Here is a 23,324-nt window from a genome sequence, read left to right as displayed (position 1 = left end):
ATCCACTAGAGACAATTTGAAGTAACGGGTTTGGCTAATAAATCTAATAACAGACTATGCAATAGATTTGTCTGCTCCAGCATTGCCATATGTCCACAGTTAGGGAGTTCAAATACATTCTCACCATAGCTATTAAAAGAATGATGAAAACTAGCAAGATGGCTTACATACTTTGGTTCCATAATTTTGTCATTTGCACCAGCAACAAAATAAACTGGTTGTCTCAACTTCGATACGATCTGCGGCAATTTGTGAACTTCTACTTCACTAGTAGAACCCAGCAAAGTTCCTCTCGCGGATGGATATTTGGCAGAGACAAAATCGATCGCTCTTTGTCTCCCCCAATCACGATCTAAGGTGCTGTAAACACTATCTTTAGCGAATTGGGCATGAACTAAGGGAAGATTCTTCAGCCATTGGGGACGCAATCTTAAAAGAATTTTACCTGCGGTACGAAATTTCTCAAACTCTTCTTTGATATAAATGCCCCCACCCGCATTCAGGCAAACCACACCCAAAACCCGATCGCTTAATAAATTAGCAGCCCATAGAGCAATTGCACCACCGAGAGAATGCCCCACCAACCAAACTTGAGAAATCTCTAAACGATCAAGCAATTCTTCTAAATCCCTCGCATAGCTAATTAGCGAGTATTCATCGCGATCGCCAATTTCCGAAAGTCCAAACCCCCGTAGATCATAGGCTAAACATTGAAAATCAGGTTGTAACTGAGCAATCAATGGTTGCCAATAAGCTTTACTTAGCATCCAACCATGCAAAAAGGCAATTGTAGGAGCTTTATGCTTCGACTGAGCAGGAGAAGTGAGGCTATAGCTGTGTTTGGCTCCTTGAATGATGACACTAGACATATAGAGAAAAGCCTATAGTTACAAACAAAATGCGATCGCTGATCCAATAATATAGCAAGACAAGTAGTTTAAGCGCCTTGTTCCATAGGTATAACAAAGAAAGAAATAGCTAGGACAAATCAAAACCCAAATAAATGAAGGCGTTGCTCTGCACCGCCTTCATTTATTTGGATTTTATGTCCTAAGCAAAACTTTCTTTGCCATATAGCGTTTTCCTATGGATAACGTAAAGCGCTATATTAGTTTATAGAGAAAGTAATCCGTCTGTAAGCAAGTTTCTGGGCAAATGACTAGGATCAAACAAGTAAATCGTCTGCAATCACAAATTAGTCAGGCAGTTCAAGCCAATCAGCAAGAGCCGATAGAACCTTTTGTGGTGGCTGCGTTTTATCATTTTACAGAATTATCAGATTACGAAACCATGCGAACTCCACTCAAGGAGTTTTGTAATGCTCTCAAACTTAAAGGGACGATCCTATTAGCTAAGGAAGGGATTAACTCCACGATCGCAGGTAGTCGCGAAGCGATCAATGCTTTATTAGACCATTTGCGTAACGATCCCCGTCTTCACAACTTAGAGCATAAGGAATCCTATTGTGACGGAATTCCATTTCAAAAGATGAAAGTAAGGCTTAAAAAAGAAATTGTGACTCTAGGTGTGCCAGATATTGATCCTAGATATCGAGTTGGTACTTATGTTGCACCCCAAGATTGGAATGCATTAATTGCTGATCCTGATGTGATTGTGATTGATACACGCAATAACTATGAAGTGGAATTTGGCACATTTAAAGGGGCGATCAATCCTAATCTAGAAACTTTTGGTGAGTTTCCTGACTATGTACAAGCACAACTAAGCCCTGAGAAACATCAAAAAGTTGCTATGTTCTGCACAGGCGGAATTCGATGTGAGAAGGCTAGTGCCTATATGCTGTCTCAAGGTTTTAGCGAGGTATATCATCTTCAGGGAGGCATTCTCAAATATATAGAAGAAGTACCAAAGGAAGAAAGTGTTTGGGAAGGTGAATGTTTTGTCTTTGACGATCGCATCAGCATTGATCGAGTTTAGATAAAGTGCCGCAGCGCGGTACTTTATCTGAACCCAAACCAATAAATCTGTTAAAAGTGTTGCAGAGCAACACTTTTAACAGATTTATTGGTTTGGGTTTGAGCGCAAAGCGCTGTGATTAACGAGACTGATCGGGATCGAACCGATGACCTATCGCTTAGGAGGCGATCGCTCTATCCAACTGAGCTACAGTCTCTCTTGATCAAATTACGAATATATTCACAAAAGTGACTCAGACATTATAGCAATTGCTCGTGAATTATACCAAGACACAAAATGGCTACGCCATTTTGTGTCTTTAAAACCCTTACAGGGTTTGGTTTTTAATTCACAAAATTGTCGCCACTTTTACAGCGCTTTGCGCTCAAACCCAAACCAAGAAAATTTTTGAAAGCGTTGCTTTGCAACGCTTTCAAAAATTTTCTTGTGGTTCGTTTGATCGGTAAATGCTTTATGTTGTGACTTATCGAGATGTGATTGATAGCCCTTCAACAATCATCGCAGGTACATATAGCGAACCGTGCCATTGCCGATCGCTGCCTACCGCCACCACATGATTGAGCGCAGTATAGACATTTCCCGATAGCATCGTATCCTTGACCCGTCCGATAATTTTGCCATTTTTAACGCGGTAGCCCAAATCCACATTGATCGAAAAATCCCCTGACAGATCCATACCATCACCTAAGACCTGATCGACGATTAAGCCATTTTTTAAGGTTGCCGCGAGTTCCAAAATGTCACCTTGGATCGTTTGACTTGCCGCGATCGCCAAATTAAACAATCCAGGACTAGGATAATTGCCTAAATCTCCGCGAAAGCCATTGCCTGTCGCCTTAATTCCCAACTCTTTACAAGTACGTATATCACCATAAAACCCTTGCAAAATCCCGCGATCAATCCAAGTAACTTCCTGTGTTGGTGTACCTTCATCATCAAAGGGAGAACTATAAACGCCAAAATTAGGATGTTGGGTGACCGTGAAAATATCAGAAATTACAGGCTGTCCAGTTTTGTCTAGCCAAGGTGTCGCCTTTTGCTGCACCTGTCGCCCACTCATAGCGATCGCCACTACACCCCATAACAAATCTGCCGCTTTGCCCGTAAAGATCACAGGCGATTTTGCCGATGGAGCAGGAGCATTTTTTTTCGCCCAATCGAGATATTGCAAAACTTTTTTGGCGATCGCATCAGGTGGTAAATTACCCCGTTCCGATTGACCATACCAAACATTGAGAAAGTCATCTCCCCTCGTTAACTCTGCACTCAGAGAGCCATCTACCGTAATATCAGTATAGCCACAGTCTAAACCTTTGCTATTGAGGATGCGTACCGTTTCGCGACCACAATCCCAATCCGCACCACACACAGCCTCAGAGTAATGAGCGAGAACCTGCGCGATCGCCTGTTTTCCCCAATCCACCATCTGCTCAACAGTAACTTCCTGTCCATAAAGTTGGGGATAGTCAGTAACAGTTGATTCGCGCAATAAGATCTCTTCAGGTTCATTTAACGCACTCAAGGCGATCGCCTGCTGAACCAAATCTTCAGGCTCTACGGCTCCATAGGCGATCGCTAAGCCTACTTTGCCATCTTTCCAAATCCGTAACCCCACACCCTCTGAGTCAATGCTTTCTAGCTGCTTCAGCCGATTTGCCTCAAAAAATACGGGTCGGGAAACTGAGCTTGAAGCGTATACTTCGGCTGCTTCAGTTCCCGATTTGAGAGCAAGTTCTAATAATTGTTCAGGGTTAATTGTCATAGCGATCTCTGGCTTATATTTCGCAGAAGTTTCTAAGACCCTCACCCCTAGCCCCTCTCCCAAGAAGGGAGAGGGGAACAAGAAAAGTTATCTTGCTCCCCTTCTCCCGCTTTGGGAGAAGGGGCTGGGGGATGAGGGCAAATCTTTTATAAGCTTATCAGGACAGCTATTCGACACCTTCATATCGCCAAGCAACAGGATCGATCGCTGCACCATTGACATATAGCCCCCAATGTAAATGGGGACCAGTGACAGCACCCGTCGAGCCAACCGCGCCAATCACTTGACCAGCCTTCACAAAATCTCCTTCTTTCACATAGATTTTGCTAAGATGCAAAAAGATACTTGCCACGCCCTGACCATGATCTAACCCGATCGTATTTCCATGCAAAATAAAGCCCTGAGATACAGTTCCCACTAAGCGGATATATCCAGAGGCTGGGGCAATTACAGGGGAACCAGTGCCTCCTGCATAGTCCACACCCCGATGGTAATAGTCATCAGCGAATACACCATTGTAATAACGCTGAATCCCAAAACCTGCCGTAATTTCACCGTCATTCGGTCTGAGGAATGCACCATTCCAGAATTTCTGAGGGGTCACTAATTTTTTAAAAGCTGAAACTTTGTCCCATTCATAATCTGTAGGTTCTGATCCACTACCCGAATTATTAATCCAAATACTTTGAGTCGGAAATTTGCGATCGCCTAGCTGCATTGGCAAAGTTTGTTGTAAACCATCAGCCTTGACTATCACTTGTCTCAGCCCAGCCTTATCGAGTGGAGTCGTGGGAATAAATGCTCGCCAACGATTTTGAGTCATGGGGAAGGCAGGATATTGTTGGTTATTTACCGATACTGTTGGCGGCGTGGTTGCAGGTTTATCAGTAGCAATCCAAACCGATACCGTATCGCCAAGTTTGGGAGTATTGGGTCTAAGCATTGCTTGCAAGGCATCAGCATGAGATACGGTGAAAATAACAGAGGCGATCGCCGCTAGTAAACTCAGACCAATTAGCAAAGGCAATTTCAGATAGCGGGTGAGCATAGCAGTTATTTCCTGTGAGGCTTTACTTTATTGTACGAATTGGCGATCGCTATAAGTTGATAGTTCTGCCGCGCTTCTCCATATTCTCACAGTTTTTAGGCTACATCGCTTCTCAAAAATCACATAAAGAATCGCTATCGAATTCTAAGTTTCCCTTCTTCTGCGATCCATAAATGTCCTTTTAATGGATGTTGAGCGATCGCTGGGATTAGTTTCTGAAAGAATGACATCAAATATGGTTTGTCTTGCCTGTAAACTCTTAGGACGATAATCCCTACATAGTTTTGTGGGGGATATCGATGAATATCGGCAAAGTCTAAGTCTAGTGTAATTAGAACTCGTTGTTCTTGTTGACATACAGCGATGACAGTAGGATCTTTTGCTCCTTTTAAGGATTCAGAATAGATGGTCGATGCGTCATAGCCTTCATTTTGCAGTAAATCAGCTAATTCTATGGGGAGATTTTCGTCAATCTTAAATTTCATGCACTTGCTGGTAATGGAAGTAAGACGATTTGCTCACGGGCTAATTCGGCAGCATAGCTAATAGCGGCAAAAATATCCTCGGAGGTCAAGGTAGGGTAACTTTGCAAGATTTCAGCTTGGCTGACTCTGGCAGCGAGGTTGTCGAGAATGACTGATACCATGATTCTCGTTCCTTTGATGCAGGCTTTACCATGACAGACAGATGGATCTGTTGTAATTCGATCTTTCCACGCCATAATTGTTTACTCGGTTTTACAAGGTTTGTTAATCCAGTTTTGACTTAGTGCTGTGTTGGGATCGGTCGATCGCTTGACGAGGTTAATTTTAGATTCTGGAAAGGTTTTTGGTGTCATGTCTTTGGACAGCTAAACACTTGAATTTATTATACTTCAGCTAAATCGCGATAAATATCATCATCCATTTTTTCCTTTTTCCTTTTTAATTTTGCCTTGATAAGATCGCCTGTTGATAGTTTTGCCACACTTTAAACTGACATTATTAATAAAAAGCCGTACAAGTGATCATTACTTGTACGGCTAATCAAAAAGATAGAAATTTCGGCTTGCGCTTACTTGTCTTCTGATGTTAAGTAGAACAAACTATGGAATCAAAGGAATCGTGGCACTACGAGTAAACTGCTCATAGGCTGAATCTAAGTTAAGAGGATATATCGCCTTAAATTTGTAATCTTTGTAAGCATCAGGAACCTTGGCAAATTTTTCTAACACTTGCTCCTTAGACAAAATTTGACCTTTCCATTCCAAAGCCGTGCGCTCTAACCAACTGAAATAAGCCTGTTGAGCCTGTAAACCAGTTACATCGGTGACATCCCCATGTCCTGGGACAACCTTTGCATCAGGATAAGTAGCAATTAAGCGATACAGACTTCCTTGCCATTGACGAATATCACTATCAGCAGTGTAAGGAATCCGCTTATTAAATACCATATCCCCTGAAAATAGGACTTTGGCATCAGGTATGTAGGCTACTAGATCGGTTCCCGCCGAATGTCCATCTACGCGCTCAATCCTAACTTGGCGATCGCCTAGCCAAAGATCTGTTTGACTATTAATAATCACCGTCGGCGGCGTAATACCACCAGTATTATTTTTACCGCTTTGAATATATTCGCGAATTACGCCGCGTCCAATCACAGGGATCTCCCGCTTCACGAAAACTGAGTTTGCTCCTGTGTGATCAGAGTGATAATGCGTATTCAAAACATACTTGATTGGCTTATCTGTCAATGATTTGACGGTGGAGATCATCAGCTCTCCTAGTTCAGGGGTTTGGAATGGATCAATCACCAACACTCCATCACTACCAATCACAAAACCACCATTAGCGATCGCTACCGCAGGACTCGCAGGTGGGAAATCAGTGCTAGCAACTAGGGCATAAATTCCTTGAGCGATCTCTTGCAGTTGTAACCCCGCATTTTGCAAGCTTACAGTTTTAATACTAGTTTCCGCAGATGGGGTTTGAGCCTGAACCTGTGGCTGATTTTGAGCATCAGCGGGACTCCACCCATGTCCGAGCATTATCGACATTACTGTGGCGATCGCCGCCAACAAAAATGCCAAAAGGTATTTAATCTTTAGCTTTTTCAGCATCTTCATTCCTTAGAGCTAGATTTTGAAGCTTAGCAGCTTCCAAACTAGTGTAAACCAAATCCAAAATCTAAAAAGGGAATGGGGCGCGAAGCGCCCCATTCCCTACAAAATTAAAAAGCCCAGAGTTATGAAAGCATTAAACTCAGTAACACTTTCGTCACCAATTAGCCACTTTCATAAGTCTGGGCTTTCCTGAAATTTTGCTTGTGTTGAACTTGAAAGTTGAACTCTAGAGCTTAACTTCGATGTCCACACCAGCCGCTAAATCAAGCTTCATCAATGCATCAATAGTTTTTGCCGATGGTTGGTAAATATCAATAATCCGACTATGGGTACGGGTTTCAAAATGCTCACGGGAGTCTTTGTCTACGTGAGGAGATCTGAGAACGCAATAGATACGACGACGGGTTGGCAGAGGAATAGGACCAACAGCCGCAGCGTTTGTACGATTAGCAGTTTCGACGATTTTTTCGCAGGATGAATCTAGCAGGCGATGATCGAAAGCTTTGAGACGAATCCGAATCTTTTGTTGTTGAGGTGCCACAGTTCTTAGGGATTTATTCGGGTAAAATTTTCAGCGTTTCTTATATTACCACCGCACCAACCTAAAATCAAATAATTTGATCGGCGATTCGCATTATTTAAAGATTGTTTTTTTGAAAGCCCACCTACGGCGGGCTTTCAAAAAACTGATTTTGGTGTTTCCCGTGCCAAAGGCGAGGGAAACACCAAAATCAGTTTCATATTCGATTTGTCGATTACTATCCTGTTACAATTGCTAGATAGATACATCCACACAATTTTATCTAGCTAGAAATATGTCTTTGCTTCTTTCTGCCCCCATATTGGCTGCAATTGTCTATGCCGCGATCGCAGGTACATATTTACTGGTGATCCCCTTAATCGTGTTGTTTTATTTCAAGGCGCGTTGGTACAAAACAGGATCTGTAGAAAGAGTATTTCTATGCTTTCTTGCCTTTTTCTTCTTTCCAGGACTGTTACTACTTTCTCCCTTCTTTAACTTTCGACCCACAGCACGGCAAATTTGAGCCTGAATTAAACTGAGCGCTTCCTGCTCAGTTTAACGAAAAATATTTCAGAGATTAAAAATATGCGCCGCATTGATGCCCTAGCAATTACCCTTGCTTTTTTTGGATTTGGTGGAGTTGCCTTTTGGCTGTTTCGCTCCTCTGGATTGGATGCGACTAATGCGGGTGTTTGGAGTCAAGTGGTTTTAGTAGGTGTATTAATCGCTTGGATCTCCACCTATGTGTTTCGGGCTGTCACAAAGACGATGACTTACAATCAGCAGCTAGATGAGTACAAAAAAGCAGTGCTCACCAAGAAGTTAGAGGAAATGTCTCCTGAAGAGCGAGAAACTTTACTAGCAGAAGTAGCTGCCGAAAATTTATTAGCTCAAAATGCCGTCAAAGATGAATGAATCAGCGATCGCCTTACTATTCTCTATTTCATCCTAAGCCACTTGCCAAGCGGATTAGTTCCTTTGGCTTTCCAAGAGATTTGGGCGATCGCTTTCAAATAATCCAAAAATGGCTATGTTTTGCCAAGGATGGAGAACCGTCCAATCTGCTTGCCGAGGCGCAGTTTCTCCATGATATTTTTGTTGATATTTTGGGATATAAGTCTCCTTTTGAAAACAATGGAGGCACATGGGAATTAGAACTACATCCCCATCCTGCCCTCGGTTTTTTTACGGAAACCTCAGTCAATGTAATTGCCGAAATCCGAGTTAATGCTGCCGAAGAAGGGGCGATCGTTAAGCCCGATCCAGAGCATGAAGCAACTGAATGGCTAATCGTCTTGGATTATCGAGAAATATGTCTTTATCATCGCGATGTATCAAGTTTGTTTTGCCAGAGATTTGCTTGGGAATCTTTGGCAGATCTAGAACAACTCAAATCCTTTTATTTTTTATTGTCGAGGCGGACTCTGCTGAGGGGAATTGCCAATAGTGAAGAGCGATCGCGTACCACCCATTTACTAGAAGAATCGCATCAACTAGAGTCTGAAGTTCTCAAAAATTTCTACAGTCACTATTACAAAATTCGTAGTCAACTGATTAAAGATTTCCGCTATCGGTTGCAACTCTTAGCCCATCCCGTTGAAGATGCCGAAAATCCTCTCCAGATCAAACCCGAAGATGCGATCGCGATCGCCATTTATCAAGCCCAAAAGCTTTTGAATCGAATCTTGTTTGTCGCTTATTGTGAAGATCGACAGCTATTACCTGAAAATTTAATTAAGGATGCTTACGAGTTTAAAAACCCTTACATTGTGCAACCAATTTGGGAAAACTATAAAGCCATATTTAATTGGGTTCAAAATGGTAATGCGAATTATCACATCCCCATTAACGCTTATCCATTTAGTCTATTTGTGAGCGATCGCATTTTAGATCAAGCTCTGTTTGTGGGTGATGAGCTATGTCGTCAGATTAAAGAAATTGCCCGCTTTGACTTTAACGAAGATATCACGCGCCACATTATGACTTGTCTGTTTGATGAATCAATTAAAGAGCTATCCCAGTATCGTAAAGATTTAAGTAATCTCAGTAAACGTCGCACACCTAAATTACCTTGCAAAGCAATTTTACATAGTGAATCAGTAATTCGCACCTTGCAGCAGCATCTTTCAATCGCCAAGAATCATCACCATGAAGATCAACAATTTACGCAAGACACTTTGGCTTACTGCCAAGAATATCAAGAACGTTTATTAAAAATTAAAATTGTCCATCCTAAATGTGGTGCAGGTGTATTTCTCGCAACGGCTCTAGAATTTTTGCTTTCTGAACATGAGCGCATTCATTATCTATTAACTAAGTTTTCAGTCAATTCAGATAATGTAGAAGCGATCGCACACCAAACACCAACAGAAGTAATAACGCATATCTTGCAACACAATCTTTTTGGTTGTGATGTTGTTGAAGAGTCCATTGAAATAACTCGTCTCTCACTCTGTCTGCGATCGCTCGAAATCAATGCATCATTACCAGACTTTGAGCACAATATTCAACTCGGTGAGCTAGCCCATTGTAATTTTGGTGAAGAGTTTAAAGCTGCAAGCGATCGGGGCGAAGTAATCATCCTAAAATAGTAAATACAAATAGTAAATGCCCCTTAGGGGCATTTACTATTACATGCGACCGCGTAGCATTTGTGCCATTTCATTGGGCTTCGGAGAGTTCTCTACGGCAGTTTCTTCGGTAATCCGACCATCTTCGTAGAGCTTATAGAGTGACTGGTTCATATTGACCATTCCTTCATAGGTACATTTAGGAATTAGCGCCTCAATTTCATCCACTTCACCTCGCTTGATGTAGTCACGCACCGCATCAGTATTGATCATGATTTCATGAACTGCGGCTCGCTTCCCATCGGTAGTACGCACCAATGATTGAGCAATAACTCCCACCAAAGATTCTGAGACTTGAATCCGCATCGGACCTTGCTGTTCAGGTTCATAAAGGTTGAGAATCCGCTCAATCGTTTTCACAGCACTATTGGTGTGTAATGTTCCAAATACTAAGTGTCCTGTTTGAGCAGCCTTTAGCGCTGTGTTCACGGTTTCTTTGTCACGCATTTCCCCAATCAGAATGATGTCGGGATCTTCGCGCAAAGCAGCTTTCAGAGCATTGTCAAACTTGAGGGTATGGATACCAACTTCCCGTTGTTTAATCAGCGCTTTTTTACTTTGATGCACAAATTCAATCGGATCTTCAATGGAAATTAAATGCTTCTGCATTTCCGTATTGATGAAGTCCACCATCGCCGCCAAGGTAGTTGATTTACCTGAACCCGTAGGGCCAGTTACCAGAATCAAACCTTTGTGCGTATAGCAAAGCTCACGGAATACCTCTGGCAAACCAAGCTGGTCAATCGACAAAATCTTGAGGGGAATCAGTCGCAACACCATCGCTGAGCCACGTAACGAATCAAAAACATTGATCCGACAACGGGCAAATTCGTACTGAGTGGCTCCGTCAAACTCTAGGGTGTCCCGAAATTGCTGGATTTGCTTGTCATCCATAATTTCCGTCAACCAAGTGTCAAAGGTCTGCTTGTCTGGGACTGGATACTGTTCCTGTGTCACCATTAAGCCGCGACTCCGAAAACGGACTGGTTCATTCACACCAGCATGGATATCAGAACACCCTTGTTCATGGGCATCTTTGACGATCTGGGCAAGGGTGGGTTGCCCTGTACTACGCTGCAAAATCGCGGGTACACCTAGTCCTGGTAAGTTTGGCGGTGGACCTGGACGAATTGGCGGACGGGGATTTGGTGGTGGTGGCACACTCGTAACTTGAGTGTCTGTGGGAATTGACATCTGAGCTTGGCGAGCAGCAGCAGCAGCACGGGCTTGTTGTGCGGCCATTGCTTGTTGCTGTTGGGCGGGAGTTAGTCCCACACGGGCTTGCTGCGCAGCCTGCGCTTGAGGGTTAGGAGGTGCTTGAGGATTGGTGGGAGGTGCGACACGCTGCTGGGCGGTTGCGGCGGGGTTTGTACGTGGCTGTGGCACACCACCACCAGAGGAAGGTGGTGGTACGGGAGGTATCCCAGATTGCGTCATAGTTGAACCTCGAAAAGTGCTGTAGTTGGAGATCAGGTTTGATGAGGAGCTTTTTGCTAAGTAACTATATCTGATTAAATATAAAACCTCAAAAACTGCACCGCCCGCGCTGCGGGCGGTGCAGTTTTTGGTTTTGTTTTTTTAATTATGTCGAGTTACTTATTCAAATTCTGCTATTTGACCTAAAAATAACCAATCCTGTTACTTAATAGGCTAAAAATATATTAGCCCTTGTAAATACTATCCTCAAATAATTAATGAATATTCTCAGTGCCCTGCGATCTAAACCGAGCGCAGAAAGCAAAAAACCTGCTAAGCAATCAACTCCTAAACAAACCAAAGGTATTGAAATTAAGTCTCAACGTGAGTTGGACTATATGCGTGAATCATCTCGCATTGTGGCAACGGTACTCAAAGAAATTTCGGAGATCATTGCCCCAGGGATGACAACCATGGATCTAGATGCCCATGCTGAGAAACGAATTCGGGAAATGGGTGCTGTTCCTAGTTTTAAGGGATATTGTGGGTTTCCTGCAAGTCTTTGCACTAGCATTAATAATGAAGTTGTGCATGGCATACCCAATGCAAGAAAAGTGATTAAGCTCGGCGATCTAGTTAAGGTTGATACTGGCGCATTTAAAAATGGGTTTCATGGGGATTCTTGTATTACCGTAGCAGTTGGCCATGTTAGCGAGAAAGCTGCTAAGTTAATGCGTGTGGCTGAAGAAGCCCTATTTAAGGGGATTGAGCAAGTGAAGCCAGGTAATTGTATGCTCGATTTGGCTGGGGCGATCGAGGATCACGTTAAGGCTAATGGTTTTGCGATTGTTGAAGATTTTACAGGTCATGGGGTGGGGCGGAATCTACATGAGGAACCCTCGGTATTTAACTTTCGGACGCATCAGTTACCAAATGTACGCTTTCGTCCAGGAATGACTTTAGCGATCGAGCCAATTTTGAATGCTGGTTCAAAGCGCGTCAGGATTTTGGCGGATAAGTGGACAGCAGTAACTGTAGACAATCAGCTTTCAGCACAGTTTGAACATACAGTTTTAGTGACTGAAACTGGTTATGAAATTTTTACCGATCGCTCTAAAGTTTAATCAAGTTAATCAAGGTCAAAAAGCTTTGCTTAGCAAAGCTTTTTGATAAAAAATACTTTGATAAAAATACTTTGATAAAAATACATTTATGCAAAATATTTTTTTAGCTGGTTCTAGTCGTGGGGTTGGGCGCGAAATTGCCAAGCTGTTACTAGAAAATGAGCCGCCATCTGTAAATCTCACCGTATTGCTTCGCAACCCTACCTATGCAGTTGAGCTAGAAGCTCTAGGCGCAAAGGTTGTACTTGGTGATGGCTTAAATTCTGCTGACATCGAATCGGCTCTACATGGTCGTGCAATCGATGTAGTAATTACGACGATGGGTGGTTTGCCCAGCGATCGCGGTGAACGTGCCGACTGTGAAGGTAATAAAAATTTAATTGATGCGGCGGTCAAATTTGGGGTACAGCGATTTATCCTTGTTTCATCCATTGGCGCAGGGAATAGTATTGTCGCCCTTGCACCGCAGGTGTTGCTAACATTGGGGCCAATTCTCAAAGAAAAAGAAAAAGCTGAACAGCATCTAGTTGCTAGTGGCTTAACCTACACAATTATTCGCCCAGGAGGATTGAAGTCCGAAGTTGCGACAGGTAACGCTGTGCTGACGGAAGATCCTACGGTTGCGGGAATTATCCATCGAGCTGATGTCGCCAAGTTAGTTTGTGGTTCCATAACTTCTGACAGAGCAAATAATAAAGTTTTTTCAGCAATTGATCGGAATATGCTGTTTAAACCTGTAGAGTTTGAAACGTTCGATTTGTGAGACAGCTATGCAGGAATATATTGTTAGAGCTGGAGATACACTATCAGCGATCGCGAGACGCTTTTTGGGTGCTAATGGTGATTGGCGCGAGATTGCCCGCATTAATAAAATTACTAACCCTGCAAGCCTACAAATTGGTCAAAGATTGCTCATTCCTATAGTCGCAAGACCACCTATCGCCCAAAATCCTGAAGTTGCGATGGTCAGGAACACATTGCAGGGAGTTTATCCCCCCAATAAAATTGCAATTTCTTTTACCACCGTTGGCAGTGATGTGATTGCTAAGCTGCTAAATACAGGACAACAAGAACCATTTGCCAAAACTAGGGATCTGGGGCTATATCGCTTAGGGATTTTTAAGCTGCGCGATTTTATCGCCTATGGCTCAGGGTTGCTGCAACAGGTGCAAATGAGTCCATCAGAAATTAAGGTAATGTTGGTAACTTCGGCTAATGAAGGTAGCCTTGACGCGATTAATACTTGGGATAGTCAATATCTCAGTTTTGGGATATTTCAATGGACATTAGGTAGCGCAGGACAACAGGGCGAATTACCTGCATTACTCAATAATTTAAAAAGGCGTTATCCGTCAGAGTTTCAATATTATTTTGGACAATTTGGATTGGATGTTACTTCTCTAGATGGCATCACGGGTTGGATGTCCCTCAATGGCAATCGTCTAGTTAATGCCGCCGATAAAAACCTGATGCGGCAACCACTTTGGGCGCTGCGGTTTGCGATCGCAGGGATGGATGCACTAGTGCAATCGGTACAGGTACTGCACGCGATTTCCCGACTTGATCGCTTTTATTTTACGCCTACCCAAACTTTGCAAGGCTTTACCCTTTCCCAACTATTAAGCTCAGAATTTGCAGTGGCGCTGCTGCTTGATCACCATGTCAATCGTCCTAGCCATGTGATTCCCTGTGTTGCCGATGCGATCGCGCGATCGCGTTTAACGCCTGCTCAAGTGGCTCAAGGCTCTATCGATAATGAAGCCCTGATTATTCAAAACTATTTAACTCTGCGCGAAACCTTTGGTGGCTCAAGCGCTATGACTAAATCACGTGAACGTGCCGAACTAGCCAGACAGGCGATCGCGACTAATAATCTTTCTCCCCAGAGATTTTCATTTCGCTCGAACCGCCAAGTAAGATTTACATAAAATAAATGGCTTGCAAAGTAAACCATTGCAAAATAAATGAAGGCGGCGCAAAGCGCCGCCTTCATTTATTGCTGTCGCCATTCTTGTAAGCCCAAAGAGTGTGAGGCGGCGCTTCGCGCCGCCTCACACTTGATATAGGTGGCGACAGCTATATTGAGAAGAAAAGTGTAGAAAGCCTATGTCAGCGTCGATTGAGTTCAACGTCGTTAGATGTTGTTTGACGGGGCATAAACATGCTGCCAGATGGCGGCTCTGGCGCAACCTCAATAATCTCGACAGTAACTTGTCTAGGATTGCCTCCTAAAGCTGCGTCCCGATCTTCCCAGCGATCGCGGATAGGTGTTAGTTCGACTGGGGCAGATGATAAAGATACGGACGAACTATTAGCATTATTCGCAACAGGGCGATCGAAATTATCGGAAGTACTGCGACTGCTGGCATAAACCCTCTGACGTAAAGCTGCAATTCTCGCCGCAATCCTTGCATCAGCATCGGCGGAAATCGCTAGAGGATCGCGCATTGATTTATAGGCGCGGTCAACCCTTTTGTATATTCTTTTGCGATCGCTAATGTTTGCCTTGGCTACAAAAGCTGGTCGAGTCAGTCCTCCTAACTCTTGCTGCGATCGGGCTTGCATTTCCGCAATAACTTCAGCTTCATCCAAAAAAAAAGAAGTTTTACCATCAGTTTGACTTTGGGGCGAAGCTTTTGGCGACTCTTTGGGCTTGGAGGCTGGGCTTGGCTTAGGTAATTTTATCCCCGCAGGTGAAGGGTTAACGCCCTCCAGTGCTTGTTTACCAAAGCTATAAGCTACTAGCCCAGCGACAGAACCGACAACAATCATGGCAAATAGCAGCACCAGACTATAACTTAGCCTAAATTTTTCAGGTGGCTTTTTTTTCTTGCGGAGACGCTTTTGGGGTTGGGGTGTTGCCATCACAAACTTTTTTAGCTAATAATTGCTATTAGGCAACCTGCAAGGTGCTTGCCTGATAGCATATAATACTTACGTCTATAATCACAATATGCCCAAGGTTGGCTGACTGGTAAAGCAAACGACTCATAATCGTTGATATGTCGGTTCGATTCCGACACCTTGGATTAGTCAAAGCCAGAGATTGTTGCCTGCTAAGCAGGTGACAATCTTTGCGGGGTTCGAAACAAAAAATCGTACAGCAATTTACGACCTTAACTGAAACCGCACTGGCATACCATCGGGTGGATAAATCAATAAATTTTGCTGCAAATTTTCTAGGGACGAACGACCGTTGACCAATGTCCAATTAAAGTGTCGTAGCAGTTGTGCCAACATAATTGTTGCCTCTAACATTGCTAAATGCTCGCCCAGACAACGATGATAGCCTGAACCAAATCCCACCATTGGTAGTGGAAGACTACCTTTATGTTCGTCAAGCCAACGCTCTGGCTGAAATTCGTTAGGCTGGTCGTATGTCTCAGCATCTCTACCTGCACCTAAAATTGACCAAAATAATTTAGTGCCTTCAGGAACAGTAATTCCCTCAACAACAATGGGTTTGACAACCTGTAACGAAGTCGAACCAGATGCAATAGAGTAAAGACGAATAGTTTCTTTGACGATCGCACGAAGATAGTTGAGTTCTTTCAGGCTTTCTAGCGACAACGATCCATGCTTTTGCCATACTTGATCGACAATTCCTTGCGCTTTTTCAAAAATGTCTGGATGTAAGGCAAGCTCACCGACCGCAAAGGATAAAGTAACGTCAGTTCGACGACAGCGAAAAATGGTAAGAATCGCTAAGCGATTCTTACCATTTTTCGCCATTTGCGGCGTGCGAAGCACGCCGCAAATGGCGATATCGAACTGACGTTAAAGTATGCGCGGTAGTATCAGTACCAGCAATCAATAGTTCAATTGATTCGGCAATCAGAGTTTCTCTGGTGTAGCGAGGTTCTCTCTCGGCAATTTTGACCAGCATTGATTTTTGGAATAAAGGACTGATTGAATCAGCCTCAATCTGTTTTTTGTCTCTGAGTTGCAGAGCGAGATCTATACGTGGCGAGAGAAATTTTTCAAGATAGCCTCTTGCCGCCCAATAGTCACGGGATGATTGTGTGGGTAAGTATTCATCCAAGGTTTTTCGCTAGTTGCTACGCGCAAAAGTCGATAACCAATCACTGACATCTCCTTGTAAATTTTTTCCACATCAAGAGGCGAACCTTCTGGACTATTAGCTTCGCGATCAATCGGAATACCTAACAGTAAACAGGAAATCACCCGCATGGTTAATTCTACAAACAGTCCATCAACTTGAATGCTTGCGTCAGGGGCAGCAGTTTTAATGGTGGTGGTGATTTGTGAACAGGCTTGATGTACCATGTCCATATATTCCGAAAGTCCACTAGATGTGAATTCTGGATTCCAAGCTTTCCGTCGCCATTGCCACTCGGTTCCGCTTTGTCCTAATAAGATTGGTCCACTGATATCATTCCAAGCCCGAACTACTTGTTTTGAGCGAATTAAGCTACCATCTTTCATCCCATTGACAATAGTGCTTTCAATGACTGACGGTTTGCTTAATATGAGAACGGGATAGCCGACCCAATAAACATAGATAGAACCGTATTGTTTACTCCAGTCAAATATGAGTTTAAAGAATTGTCTCTTTTTGACTGCTTCTAATATTTGCGGAATGTTACCTAGTAGCCAATGCCTTGCTGGTGATGGCAATGATTTTAGCGATTGATAGCGCTGTCTTTTTTGCCAAGAACGCCAGCTAAGAATGCCTATAATCGCGATCGCAATTATGCTGGTATAAGGGAGCAATGCAGCAAAAGAAATCTGTATAGTACTGAATAGGGTCATAGACTCGCCTAGAACTCATGTAGATATCACTATCGCTTCATCTTACTATCTATAATCGCGCTAAGATAAAAATGCGAATAATCTTTACCCAACTATAGACTCACGATGTTTACGCAACTACGCATTCAGAATTTTAAGTCTTGGGCAGATACAGGTGAGTTTCGGATGGCTCCTTTGACTGGCTTTTTTGGTACGAATAGCTCTGGTAAAACGGCGATCTTGCAATTTTTGTTGATGCTAAAGCAAACTGTCGAGTCAAGCGATCGCAATCGTATTTTGCATTTAGGCGGCGATCAATATAGCTATGTTGATCTGGGTACTAATTACGATATTAGTCACAGACATCAATTACCAGAAAAAATAAAATTTGCTTTCGAGTGGATGCCTAAACTAATTTCTCAGTCTAATGTAGGATTAGTTGGAATTTCATTCGGAAATCTTAGTTCAGTAATTTCCTTTGAATCCGAAATTGATATCGATAGAGATCAGATTGATATAAATTTATTTAAATATTCGTCAATTAAACATGGTGAAAGTATTACTTGGCAAGTACAGCAAAAAGATATAACACCAATTTCTTATCATTTGTCCATGGACGGAGGTTTTATGATGAAGCTTTTGTCTGAACACCTCTCCCAAAATAGCAAAGAAAGTTTTAAGAACTATGGGTTAGCTATATCTCCTATATTGACAGGCGCTTATGAGGATCTGTTTCACAATACTTACTATCTTTCTCCCTTGAGAGAATATCCTAAAAGAACTTATCAGTGGTCTGGTGAGAGACCTCAGAATGTTGGGAAATATGGAGAATTAACTGTTGCTGCACTACTTGCTTCTCGCAAAAAAGATGCAGAAGTTGAAATTTCAGTAGCAAAATCTCTAAAAGATTTGGGCTTAATTTATGGATTTAGATTAAATAGAATTATGCCTAATCGTGGTGATTATGAAATATTGGTTCAGAAGTCGCCTAATTCCGCAGAAGTAGGGATTACTGATGTTGGGTTTGGAGTCTCGCAAGTATTGCCAATTTTAGTTTTATGCTACTACGCACCCAAAGGCGCAACCCTCATATTTGAAGAACCAGAAACCCATTTACATCCCTCAGCCCAAGCAGGACTCGCTGATATATTTATCGAAGTCATCAAAACTCGCAATATTCAAATCATCATTGAAAGTCATAGTGAACATTTACTAAGACGATTGCAACGCCGCATGGCTGAAGAAAAAGATGGATTTACTAATGATGATGCTGCACTTTATTTTTGCAAAATGAACGATCAAGGGGATTCAGAGTTAGTTACTCTCGATATTGATGACTATGGAAATATTTGCAACTATCCCGAAGGATTCTTTGGTGATGAAATGGGTGATCTAGTCGCTATGACCGAGGCAGCAATCAATCGCCAGATGAATGTTGGAGCGTGAGAATGTATCAAATTGTCGATACAAATGTCCTGCTTGTAGCCAGCAAAAAAGCCCCTCAAGCTTCTGAAACCTGCGAATTATCCTGTGAAAAATATCTTCAAAATCTTATGCACACAGGAGTTTTAGTAATTGATAGCCATTGGTTAATCATCAAAGAATACATGAACAAAAATTCTCAAAGTGGACAACCAAATGCTGGGGATAAATTTCTCAAATGGGTTTTACTGAATCACACAAATACGAATCGCTGCGAAAAAGCCACTATTACGCAAATTGCTGAAAATGATTTTGCTGAGTTTCCAAGATCGCCTGATCTCGCAAAATTTGATCTATCCGATCGCAAATTTGTTGCTGTGGCTTTAACCCATCCCGCAAAACCTGCGATCGCTAATGCCGTTGATTCTGATTGGCGTAACTACGAAGAAGCTCTGGCAAATCATGGTGTTAGTCTCAATTTTCTCTGTCCTGAGTTAGTCGCCAAAGTCTAAGATTTTCATTTCTTCTTCTCTAAAATTAACTGAGAGAAAGGTTAGGATAGGCTTAACAGAAATTCGCGATCGCAAAAATTATGACAGTACGACAACGCCGTTATAGCAAAGAAGAAATAGCTCGTCGAGGTCAAGAACTCTATGAGGCTCAGATCCGCGCCAAAATTGAGGCGGAAAATTTGAATAGAATTGTGGCGATCGATATTGAAACAGGAGCTTTTGAAGTTGCCGATAATGTTTTGACTGCAACTAATACATTATTTACAAAATATCCTGATGCCCAACCTTGGGTTATTCGCATTGGACATCGGGCTGTCTATCACTTCGGATCACGGAGTCTTGCGAAAAAGCCATGATGGTTGGATTTGTTAATGCACGCTCTGAAGCAATTCTGCCAATTATTATAGGTGGTCAAACTGGAGGTTGGCAGTCTACGGATGCTGTAATCGATACTGGATTTAATGGGTTTCTTACATTACCGTCAGAGATTATTAATAACCTCAAACTACCTTGGAATGCGTCGGATATCGTCACTTTAGGTGATGGTAGTGAAACTCTATTACTTGTATGCAGCGACGATTGTTTGGGACGGTCAATACCGTGAAATTGATGTTGCCGAATCAGAAACTGAACCTCTAATTGGCATGGCGCTACTCTACGGATATAAGTTACAGATTGAAACAATCAAAGGCGGACTAGTTAGAGTTGATGCCTTGCCTTAAATCAAATAGCGCCCAAAGCCTTTAACAATGCTGCAAACTTAATCGTGGTTTCACTTTGCTCATTTTCCACCTGCGAATTTGCCACAATCCCTGCACCCGCAAAAATTCTCGCCCGATCGCCTTGAATATATCCTGCCCTAATCCCGACACCAAAAGTCCCTTCGCCATTACCATTTAGCCAACCGATGGGCGCAGCATACCAACCGCGATCGCAGGCTTCCCATTGCTGCATAAAACACACTGCGCGATCCCTTGGCTCACCTCCAACGGCGGCAGTTGGATGTAGCTGCTGCAAAATATCAAGAGCAATCAACCAATCAGGATCATCAATTTGGGCAGTAATCGGTGTATATAAATGCTGCACATTAGAAAGCCTTAGCAAACTAGTCTCCGCTTGTGGATCGATCGCTGCGCCCATACTTTGCAAGCGATCGCAGATCGAACGAATCACAATCTGATGTTCGCGCATATCTTTTTCGCTATTGAGCAAGCGATTGCCCAGCATTTGATCTTGTTGGACAGTTTTGCCACGCTCAATCGAACCTGCCACCGCATCACTGCGTAACCAAAGGCGATCGCTTTGAGCTTTAAATTGCAACACCACTTCAGGAGTCGCGCCCAAAAAGGTTTTGCCCACGCCATAATCTAACAAAAAGGAAATGCATTCAGGATATTCACACCGCAAAACATGCAGTACCTGAAACGGATCAAAATTGCGATCGGCTAACACATCCAAGGCTCTAGCCAATACCACTTTCTCAAAATGTCCTTGATGAATTAAAGCCAAGGCGCGTTCGACGATCTCTGTCCAGATTTGCTGACCCTGCACCTCGACAATTTTGCTCACTTCATGCACTGTTGGTGCTTCATAGTGGGAGCTTTCTTGTAAATGCGATCGCAAATTCTCTATACGCTCTAATACTTCATCGGGCTTATCCCAAGACTGAATGTAATGATTTAGAGTTAAAGTACAACTTTTACCTTTGAGTCGTACCATCCAACGCGGAATAAAAAAGAGTAAAGTTGGAAATTCGATCGCTGGTTGATAATCGTTAGGTTCTGCTAAATCCAGATAGTCACTCGCATCACTCCCATTGCGATAAAACGAAAATGCACCAAAAAAATGTACAGGAATTTGAAGTTCTGAAGATTCGAGATCAGCAATCTTGGCAATGATCGCATTAGTTAAATGATTTTTGATAAATTTCTTGGCACAATCAAAGCGATCGCTTAAATCATGATTAGGGACTGAAACTTCCGCTACCGAACCCGCCGCCGCTAATACCAAATCGGCATTCGGCTGTTCCCAATAAAATTTTTGTTGCTGAGCTTCGGACTTACTTGCCAACAACAATAAAGGATTAATGCACTCCCAATTTTGAGAGTAACTAAATAAAATCGGTGACCCTGTGATCTGCGCTTGAGCGATCGCTTTAACAATCCAATCGTGCAGAGATTTAGAATCGATGTTGCTATAGGAGACACTCTGACGAACTTGCATGATTATATTTTAACTATACAAGGTCATTCAGCCTACGCAAATCCACCGTTTCATAGAACGATTTAAGGCGCGGCAAAGCCACGACTTAAATCGTTCTATGAAACGAGATCGTCACCTGTAGCGATCGCTAATTCCTGTAAACGTTCTTGTTGATCCTTAGAAATGCAGCTTTGGATTACTTCCTCTAGATCCCCTTCTAAAATTGGTGGCAAAGTAAAGTTCTGACCCAAACGATGCTCGGTGAGGCGACTGTCTTTGTAATTATAAGTCCGAATTTTTTCAGATCGTGAACCAGTACCAACTTGCGATCGCCGCATTGATGTAATTTCGGCTTGTTGTTCGCGCAACTTTATTTCATAGAGCTTAGCCCGTAAGATCTGCATGGCTCGCTCTTTGTTTTGGAGCTGTGATCGCTCCTCTGTACAAAATATTCTGATCCCCGTCGGTTTGTGAAACAAGTCAGCAGCAGTCTCAACCTTGTTAACGTTTTGACCACCAGCACCGCCTGATCTTGCTGTGGACATTTCAATATCCTTGGGATCGATATGAACCTCGACTTCATCAACCTCAGGCATAATCGCCACTGTTGCTGTTGAAGTATGTACCCGCCCCTGTGATTCTGTAGCAGGAACACGCTGCACTCGATGCACACCTGACTCAAATTTGAGTTTGCTATAAACGCGATCGCCCTGAACTTCAATGATTGCTTCTTTAAAGCCGCCCATTTCAGCCAAAGTCTCACTGACCATCTTCACCCGCCAGCCTTGACGCTCAGCATAGCGTGTATATAGCCGCACCAAATCTCCCGCCCAGATTCCCGCTTCATCGCCACCCGTACCCGCACGGATTTCCAACATGATGTTCTTGTCATCATTAGGATCTTGGGGCAGCAGTAGAACCTGTAACTTCTTTTCAAGATCTTCTAGCTTTGTCGATAATTCTTCGACCTCCAGAGCCGCCATTTCCTTGAGATCGGGGTCGTTAGACTCCTTGAGGATTTCTTGCGACTCTTTATAATCTTGCTCCGCCTTACGAAAAGTCTCGTAAGTCAGCACCGTCTCTTCTAACGAAGCACGCACCTTGGCAATGCGCTGAAACTCGCCGTGATCGGTCGCCACGTCAGGATCACCCATCCGACGAGTCAGTTCATTGAAGGTTTGTTCAACAGATTCGAGCTTTTTGATTAAGTAAGCAGCAGGCATGGAATTTGAGTTACCGCAAAAGAAAGTGAAAAGTTAGTAAGCCAGAAAGAAACCTTGAATCTTGAATTAATCCAAGGCTGGCTATACCTGATTTTCCACAGCAGTATTTTCGTCAAACATGCCGTACTTACGCAAGAAGCGTTCTACGCGACCTTCGGTATCGATAATCTTTTGTGTGCCTGTGTAGAAGGGGTGATTGCCCGACCATACATCAACATTAATCTCAGGATGTGTAGAACCAATGGTTGCTACCACTTCACCGTTGCAAATTACTTTTGCTTCGGGATACCACTTCGGGTGAATTCCAGCTTTAGGCATAGTCTTAGCTATAAAAAATCAAAAATTAAGCTTTTCTAGACTATCACAGAATTACGCAAATAAGAAAAGACGATTTGCCCTCTCTTAATTTTTTGAGTGATTTTTTGAGTTCAAGCAAGACTTTCAAGGCGTTCAATCCACCTATTAAACATTTGACATTCGCGGCGAATAGTTTCTAATCCAATATCTAGAGCCACTAATGAGCCATGTAAAACCTTATCGTATTGGGTGCGACCTTGACATAATACGAAGATTGTAGAACAATGAAAGAATAACGAAGGAGATCAAGAAAGAAAATGTCGGCAAAGTTAATAAGTGTAGAAGGCACAAAAGTAAAAATCGAACTTACAATT

26 protein-coding genes, 2 tRNA genes and 1 pseudogene are annotated in these 23,324 nt (G+C 42.8%); 12 read left to right on the top strand and 17 right to left on the bottom strand.

Annotated features, from left to right (window positions below):
• Window positions 1-5: 5 nt before the first annotated feature.
• Complete coding sequence (locus tag VB775_RS07540; protein WP_281005359.1) at window positions 6-869, bottom strand: alpha/beta fold hydrolase; 864 nt, start codon at window positions 867-869, stop codon at window positions 6-8.
• Window positions 870-1,155: 286 nt separating this feature from the next.
• Here VB775_RS07540 and VB775_RS07535 point away from each other — a divergent pair, with 286 nt between their 5' ends.
• Window positions 1,156-1,938 (top strand): rhodanese-related sulfurtransferase, encoded by a 783-nt coding sequence (locus VB775_RS07535; protein WP_281005358.1) that lies wholly within the window; start codon window positions 1,156-1,158, stop codon window positions 1,936-1,938.
• Window positions 1,939-2,060: 122 nt separating this feature from the next.
• Here the strand turns inward: VB775_RS07535 and VB775_RS07530 are convergent.
• The 7 genes from VB775_RS07530 to rpsJ all read right to left on the bottom strand — a co-directional run bounded on the left by VB775_RS07530 (window position 2,061) and on the right by rpsJ (window position 7,390).
• Window positions 2,061-2,134 (bottom strand) — tRNA-Arg (locus VB775_RS07530).
• A gap of 267 nt (window positions 2,135-2,401) precedes the next feature.
• Window positions 2,402-3,700: a TldD/PmbA family protein gene (locus tag VB775_RS07525; protein ID WP_281005357.1), complete on the bottom strand. Its 1,299-nt coding sequence runs from the start codon at window positions 3,698-3,700 to the stop codon at window positions 2,402-2,404.
• Between the two features lie 166 nt (window positions 3,701-3,866).
• Window positions 3,867-4,748, bottom strand: coding sequence for a M23 family metallopeptidase (locus VB775_RS07520; protein WP_281005356.1), 882 nt, complete (start codon window positions 4,746-4,748; stop codon window positions 3,867-3,869).
• Between the two features lie 134 nt (window positions 4,749-4,882).
• Window positions 4,883-5,233: a DUF5615 family PIN-like protein gene (locus VB775_RS07515; RefSeq protein WP_281005355.1), complete on the bottom strand. Its 351-nt coding sequence runs from the start codon at window positions 5,231-5,233 to the stop codon at window positions 4,883-4,885.
• Window positions 5,230-5,469: a DUF433 domain-containing protein gene (locus VB775_RS07510; protein WP_281005354.1), complete on the bottom strand. Its 240-nt coding sequence runs from the start codon at window positions 5,467-5,469 to the stop codon at window positions 5,230-5,232. Before VB775_RS07510 ends, VB775_RS07515 begins: the two co-directional genes overlap by 4 nt.
• A gap of 363 nt (window positions 5,470-5,832) precedes the next feature.
• Complete coding sequence (locus VB775_RS07505; protein WP_281005353.1) at window positions 5,833-6,846, bottom strand: MBL fold metallo-hydrolase; 1,014 nt, start codon at window positions 6,844-6,846, stop codon at window positions 5,833-5,835.
• A gap of 229 nt (window positions 6,847-7,075) precedes the next feature.
• Window positions 7,076-7,390 (bottom strand): 30S ribosomal protein S10, encoded by a 315-nt coding sequence (gene rpsJ, locus VB775_RS07500; protein WP_009625825.1) that lies wholly within the window; start codon window positions 7,388-7,390, stop codon window positions 7,076-7,078.
• Between the two features lie 274 nt (window positions 7,391-7,664).
• On the opposite strand from rpsJ, the gene ndhL reads away from it, so the two are divergent.
• The 3 genes from ndhL (at window position 7,665) to VB775_RS07485 (ending at window position 9,963) form a co-directional block, all read left to right on the top strand.
• On the top strand, window positions 7,665-7,895 hold the full coding sequence (gene ndhL, locus VB775_RS07495) for an NAD(P)H-quinone oxidoreductase subunit L (RefSeq protein ID WP_281005352.1): 231 nt from the start codon (window positions 7,665-7,667) through the stop codon (window positions 7,893-7,895).
• 62 nt (window positions 7,896-7,957) lie between these two features.
• Window positions 7,958-8,287 (top strand): DUF3007 family protein, encoded by a 330-nt coding sequence (locus VB775_RS07490; protein ID WP_190576837.1) that lies wholly within the window; start codon window positions 7,958-7,960, stop codon window positions 8,285-8,287.
• The gene (locus VB775_RS07485; protein WP_281005351.1) at window positions 8,284-9,963 is read left to right on the top strand and encodes a hypothetical protein; all 1,680 of its coding nucleotides are present in this window, start codon (window positions 8,284-8,286) and stop codon (window positions 9,961-9,963) included. Before VB775_RS07490 ends, VB775_RS07485 begins: the two co-directional genes overlap by 4 nt.
• A gap of 39 nt (window positions 9,964-10,002) precedes the next feature.
• On the opposite strand, the gene VB775_RS07480 is transcribed toward VB775_RS07485, so the two are convergent.
• Window positions 10,003-11,439, bottom strand: coding sequence for a type IV pilus twitching motility protein PilT (locus VB775_RS07480; RefSeq protein WP_281005350.1), 1,437 nt, complete (start codon window positions 11,437-11,439; stop codon window positions 10,003-10,005).
• A 257-nt stretch (window positions 11,440-11,696) separates the two neighbouring features.
• On the opposite strand from VB775_RS07480, the gene map reads away from it, so the two are divergent.
• The 3 genes from map to VB775_RS07465 all read left to right on the top strand — a co-directional run bounded on the left by map (window position 11,697) and on the right by VB775_RS07465 (window position 14,470).
• Window positions 11,697-12,542, top strand: a complete 846-nt coding sequence (gene map, locus VB775_RS07475; RefSeq protein ID WP_281005349.1) for a type I methionyl aminopeptidase — start codon at window positions 11,697-11,699, stop codon at window positions 12,540-12,542.
• An 88-nt stretch (window positions 12,543-12,630) separates the two neighbouring features.
• Entirely contained in the window at window positions 12,631-13,305 is a 675-nt protein-coding gene (locus tag VB775_RS07470; protein WP_281005348.1) for an SDR family oxidoreductase, read from the top strand.
• On the top strand, window positions 13,286-14,470 hold the full coding sequence (locus VB775_RS07465; RefSeq protein WP_281005347.1) for a LysM peptidoglycan-binding domain-containing protein: 1,185 nt from the start codon (window positions 13,286-13,288) through the stop codon (window positions 14,468-14,470). The genes VB775_RS07470 and VB775_RS07465 overlap by 20 nt, the downstream gene beginning before the upstream one ends.
• Window positions 14,471-14,651: 181 nt before the next feature.
• Here the strand turns inward: VB775_RS07465 and VB775_RS07460 are convergent, their stop codons facing one another.
• On the bottom strand, window positions 14,652-15,407 hold the full coding sequence (locus VB775_RS07460; protein ID WP_281005346.1) for a hypothetical protein: 756 nt from the start codon (window positions 15,405-15,407) through the stop codon (window positions 14,652-14,654).
• A 92-nt stretch (window positions 15,408-15,499) separates the two neighbouring features.
• Between VB775_RS07460 and VB775_RS07455 the strand changes: the two genes are divergently transcribed.
• Window positions 15,500-15,571: transfer RNA gene (locus VB775_RS07455), tRNA-Ile, on the top strand.
• A 79-nt stretch (window positions 15,572-15,650) separates the two neighbouring features.
• Here VB775_RS07455 and VB775_RS07450 read toward each other — a convergent pair.
• From VB775_RS07450 to VB775_RS07440, 3 genes are read right to left on the bottom strand one after another with little or no spacing between them, the layout of a single operon-like run.
• Entirely contained in the window at window positions 15,651-16,274 is a 624-nt protein-coding gene (locus VB775_RS07450) for a cytochrome P450 (RefSeq protein ID WP_281005345.1), read from the bottom strand.
• Window positions 16,258-16,584 carry a cytochrome P450 gene (locus VB775_RS07445; protein WP_281005344.1) on the bottom strand — a complete coding sequence of 109 codons (327 nt, stop codon included), beginning with the start codon at window positions 16,582-16,584 and terminating at the stop codon, window positions 16,258-16,260. Before VB775_RS07445 ends, VB775_RS07450 begins: the two co-directional genes overlap by 17 nt.
• Window positions 16,500-17,315: a cytochrome P450 gene (locus tag VB775_RS07440; protein WP_281005343.1), complete on the bottom strand. Its 816-nt coding sequence runs from the start codon at window positions 17,313-17,315 to the stop codon at window positions 16,500-16,502. The genes VB775_RS07445 and VB775_RS07440 overlap by 85 nt, the downstream gene beginning before the upstream one ends.
• A gap of 105 nt (window positions 17,316-17,420) precedes the next feature.
• Between VB775_RS07440 and VB775_RS07435 the strand changes: the two genes are divergently transcribed.
• From VB775_RS07435 to VB775_RS07420, 4 genes and pseudogenes are all read left to right on the top strand, one after another.
• On the top strand, window positions 17,421-18,740 hold the full coding sequence (locus VB775_RS07435) for a DUF3696 domain-containing protein (RefSeq protein WP_281005342.1): 1,320 nt from the start codon (window positions 17,421-17,423) through the stop codon (window positions 18,738-18,740).
• Between the two features lie 2 nt (window positions 18,741-18,742).
• Window positions 18,743-19,228 carry a hypothetical protein gene (locus VB775_RS07430; RefSeq protein WP_281005341.1) on the top strand — a complete coding sequence of 162 codons (486 nt, stop codon included), beginning with the start codon at window positions 18,743-18,745 and terminating at the stop codon, window positions 19,226-19,228.
• Window positions 19,229-19,308: 80 nt separating this feature from the next.
• Window positions 19,309-19,584 (top strand): hypothetical protein, encoded by a 276-nt coding sequence (locus tag VB775_RS07425; protein WP_281005340.1) that lies wholly within the window; start codon window positions 19,309-19,311, stop codon window positions 19,582-19,584.
• Window positions 19,581-19,950: pseudogene (locus tag VB775_RS07420) on the top strand (clan AA aspartic protease). Before VB775_RS07425 ends, VB775_RS07420 begins: the two are co-directional and overlap by 4 nt.
• A gap of 1 nt (window position 19,951) precedes the next feature.
• Here the strand turns inward: VB775_RS07420 and VB775_RS07410 are convergent.
• The 4 genes from VB775_RS07410 to VB775_RS07395 form a co-directional block, all read right to left on the bottom strand.
• Window positions 19,952-21,451, bottom strand: a complete 1,500-nt coding sequence (locus tag VB775_RS07410; RefSeq protein WP_281005339.1) for an isochorismate synthase — start codon at window positions 21,449-21,451, stop codon at window positions 19,952-19,954.
• A 95-nt stretch (window positions 21,452-21,546) separates the two neighbouring features.
• Window positions 21,547-22,653, bottom strand: a complete 1,107-nt coding sequence (gene prfA / locus VB775_RS07405; RefSeq protein WP_281005338.1) for a peptide chain release factor 1 — start codon at window positions 22,651-22,653, stop codon at window positions 21,547-21,549.
• Between the two features lie 81 nt (window positions 22,654-22,734).
• Window positions 22,735-22,971 (bottom strand): 50S ribosomal protein L31, encoded by a 237-nt coding sequence (gene rpmE, locus VB775_RS07400; protein ID WP_281005337.1) that lies wholly within the window; start codon window positions 22,969-22,971, stop codon window positions 22,735-22,737.
• Between the two features lie 110 nt (window positions 22,972-23,081).
• On the bottom strand, window positions 23,082-23,225 hold the full coding sequence (locus tag VB775_RS07395) for a DUF4276 family protein (RefSeq protein ID WP_281009401.1): 144 nt from the start codon (window positions 23,223-23,225) through the stop codon (window positions 23,082-23,084).
• Between the last annotated feature and the right edge of the window lie 99 nt (window positions 23,226-23,324).

Origin of the sequence: Pseudanabaena sp. CCNP1317, assembly GCF_034931345.1 — a bacterium.
GTDB lineage: Bacteria > Cyanobacteriota > Cyanobacteriia > Pseudanabaenales > Pseudanabaenaceae > Pseudanabaena > Pseudanabaena galeata.
This window is presented reverse-complemented; position numbering and strand designations above follow the sequence as displayed.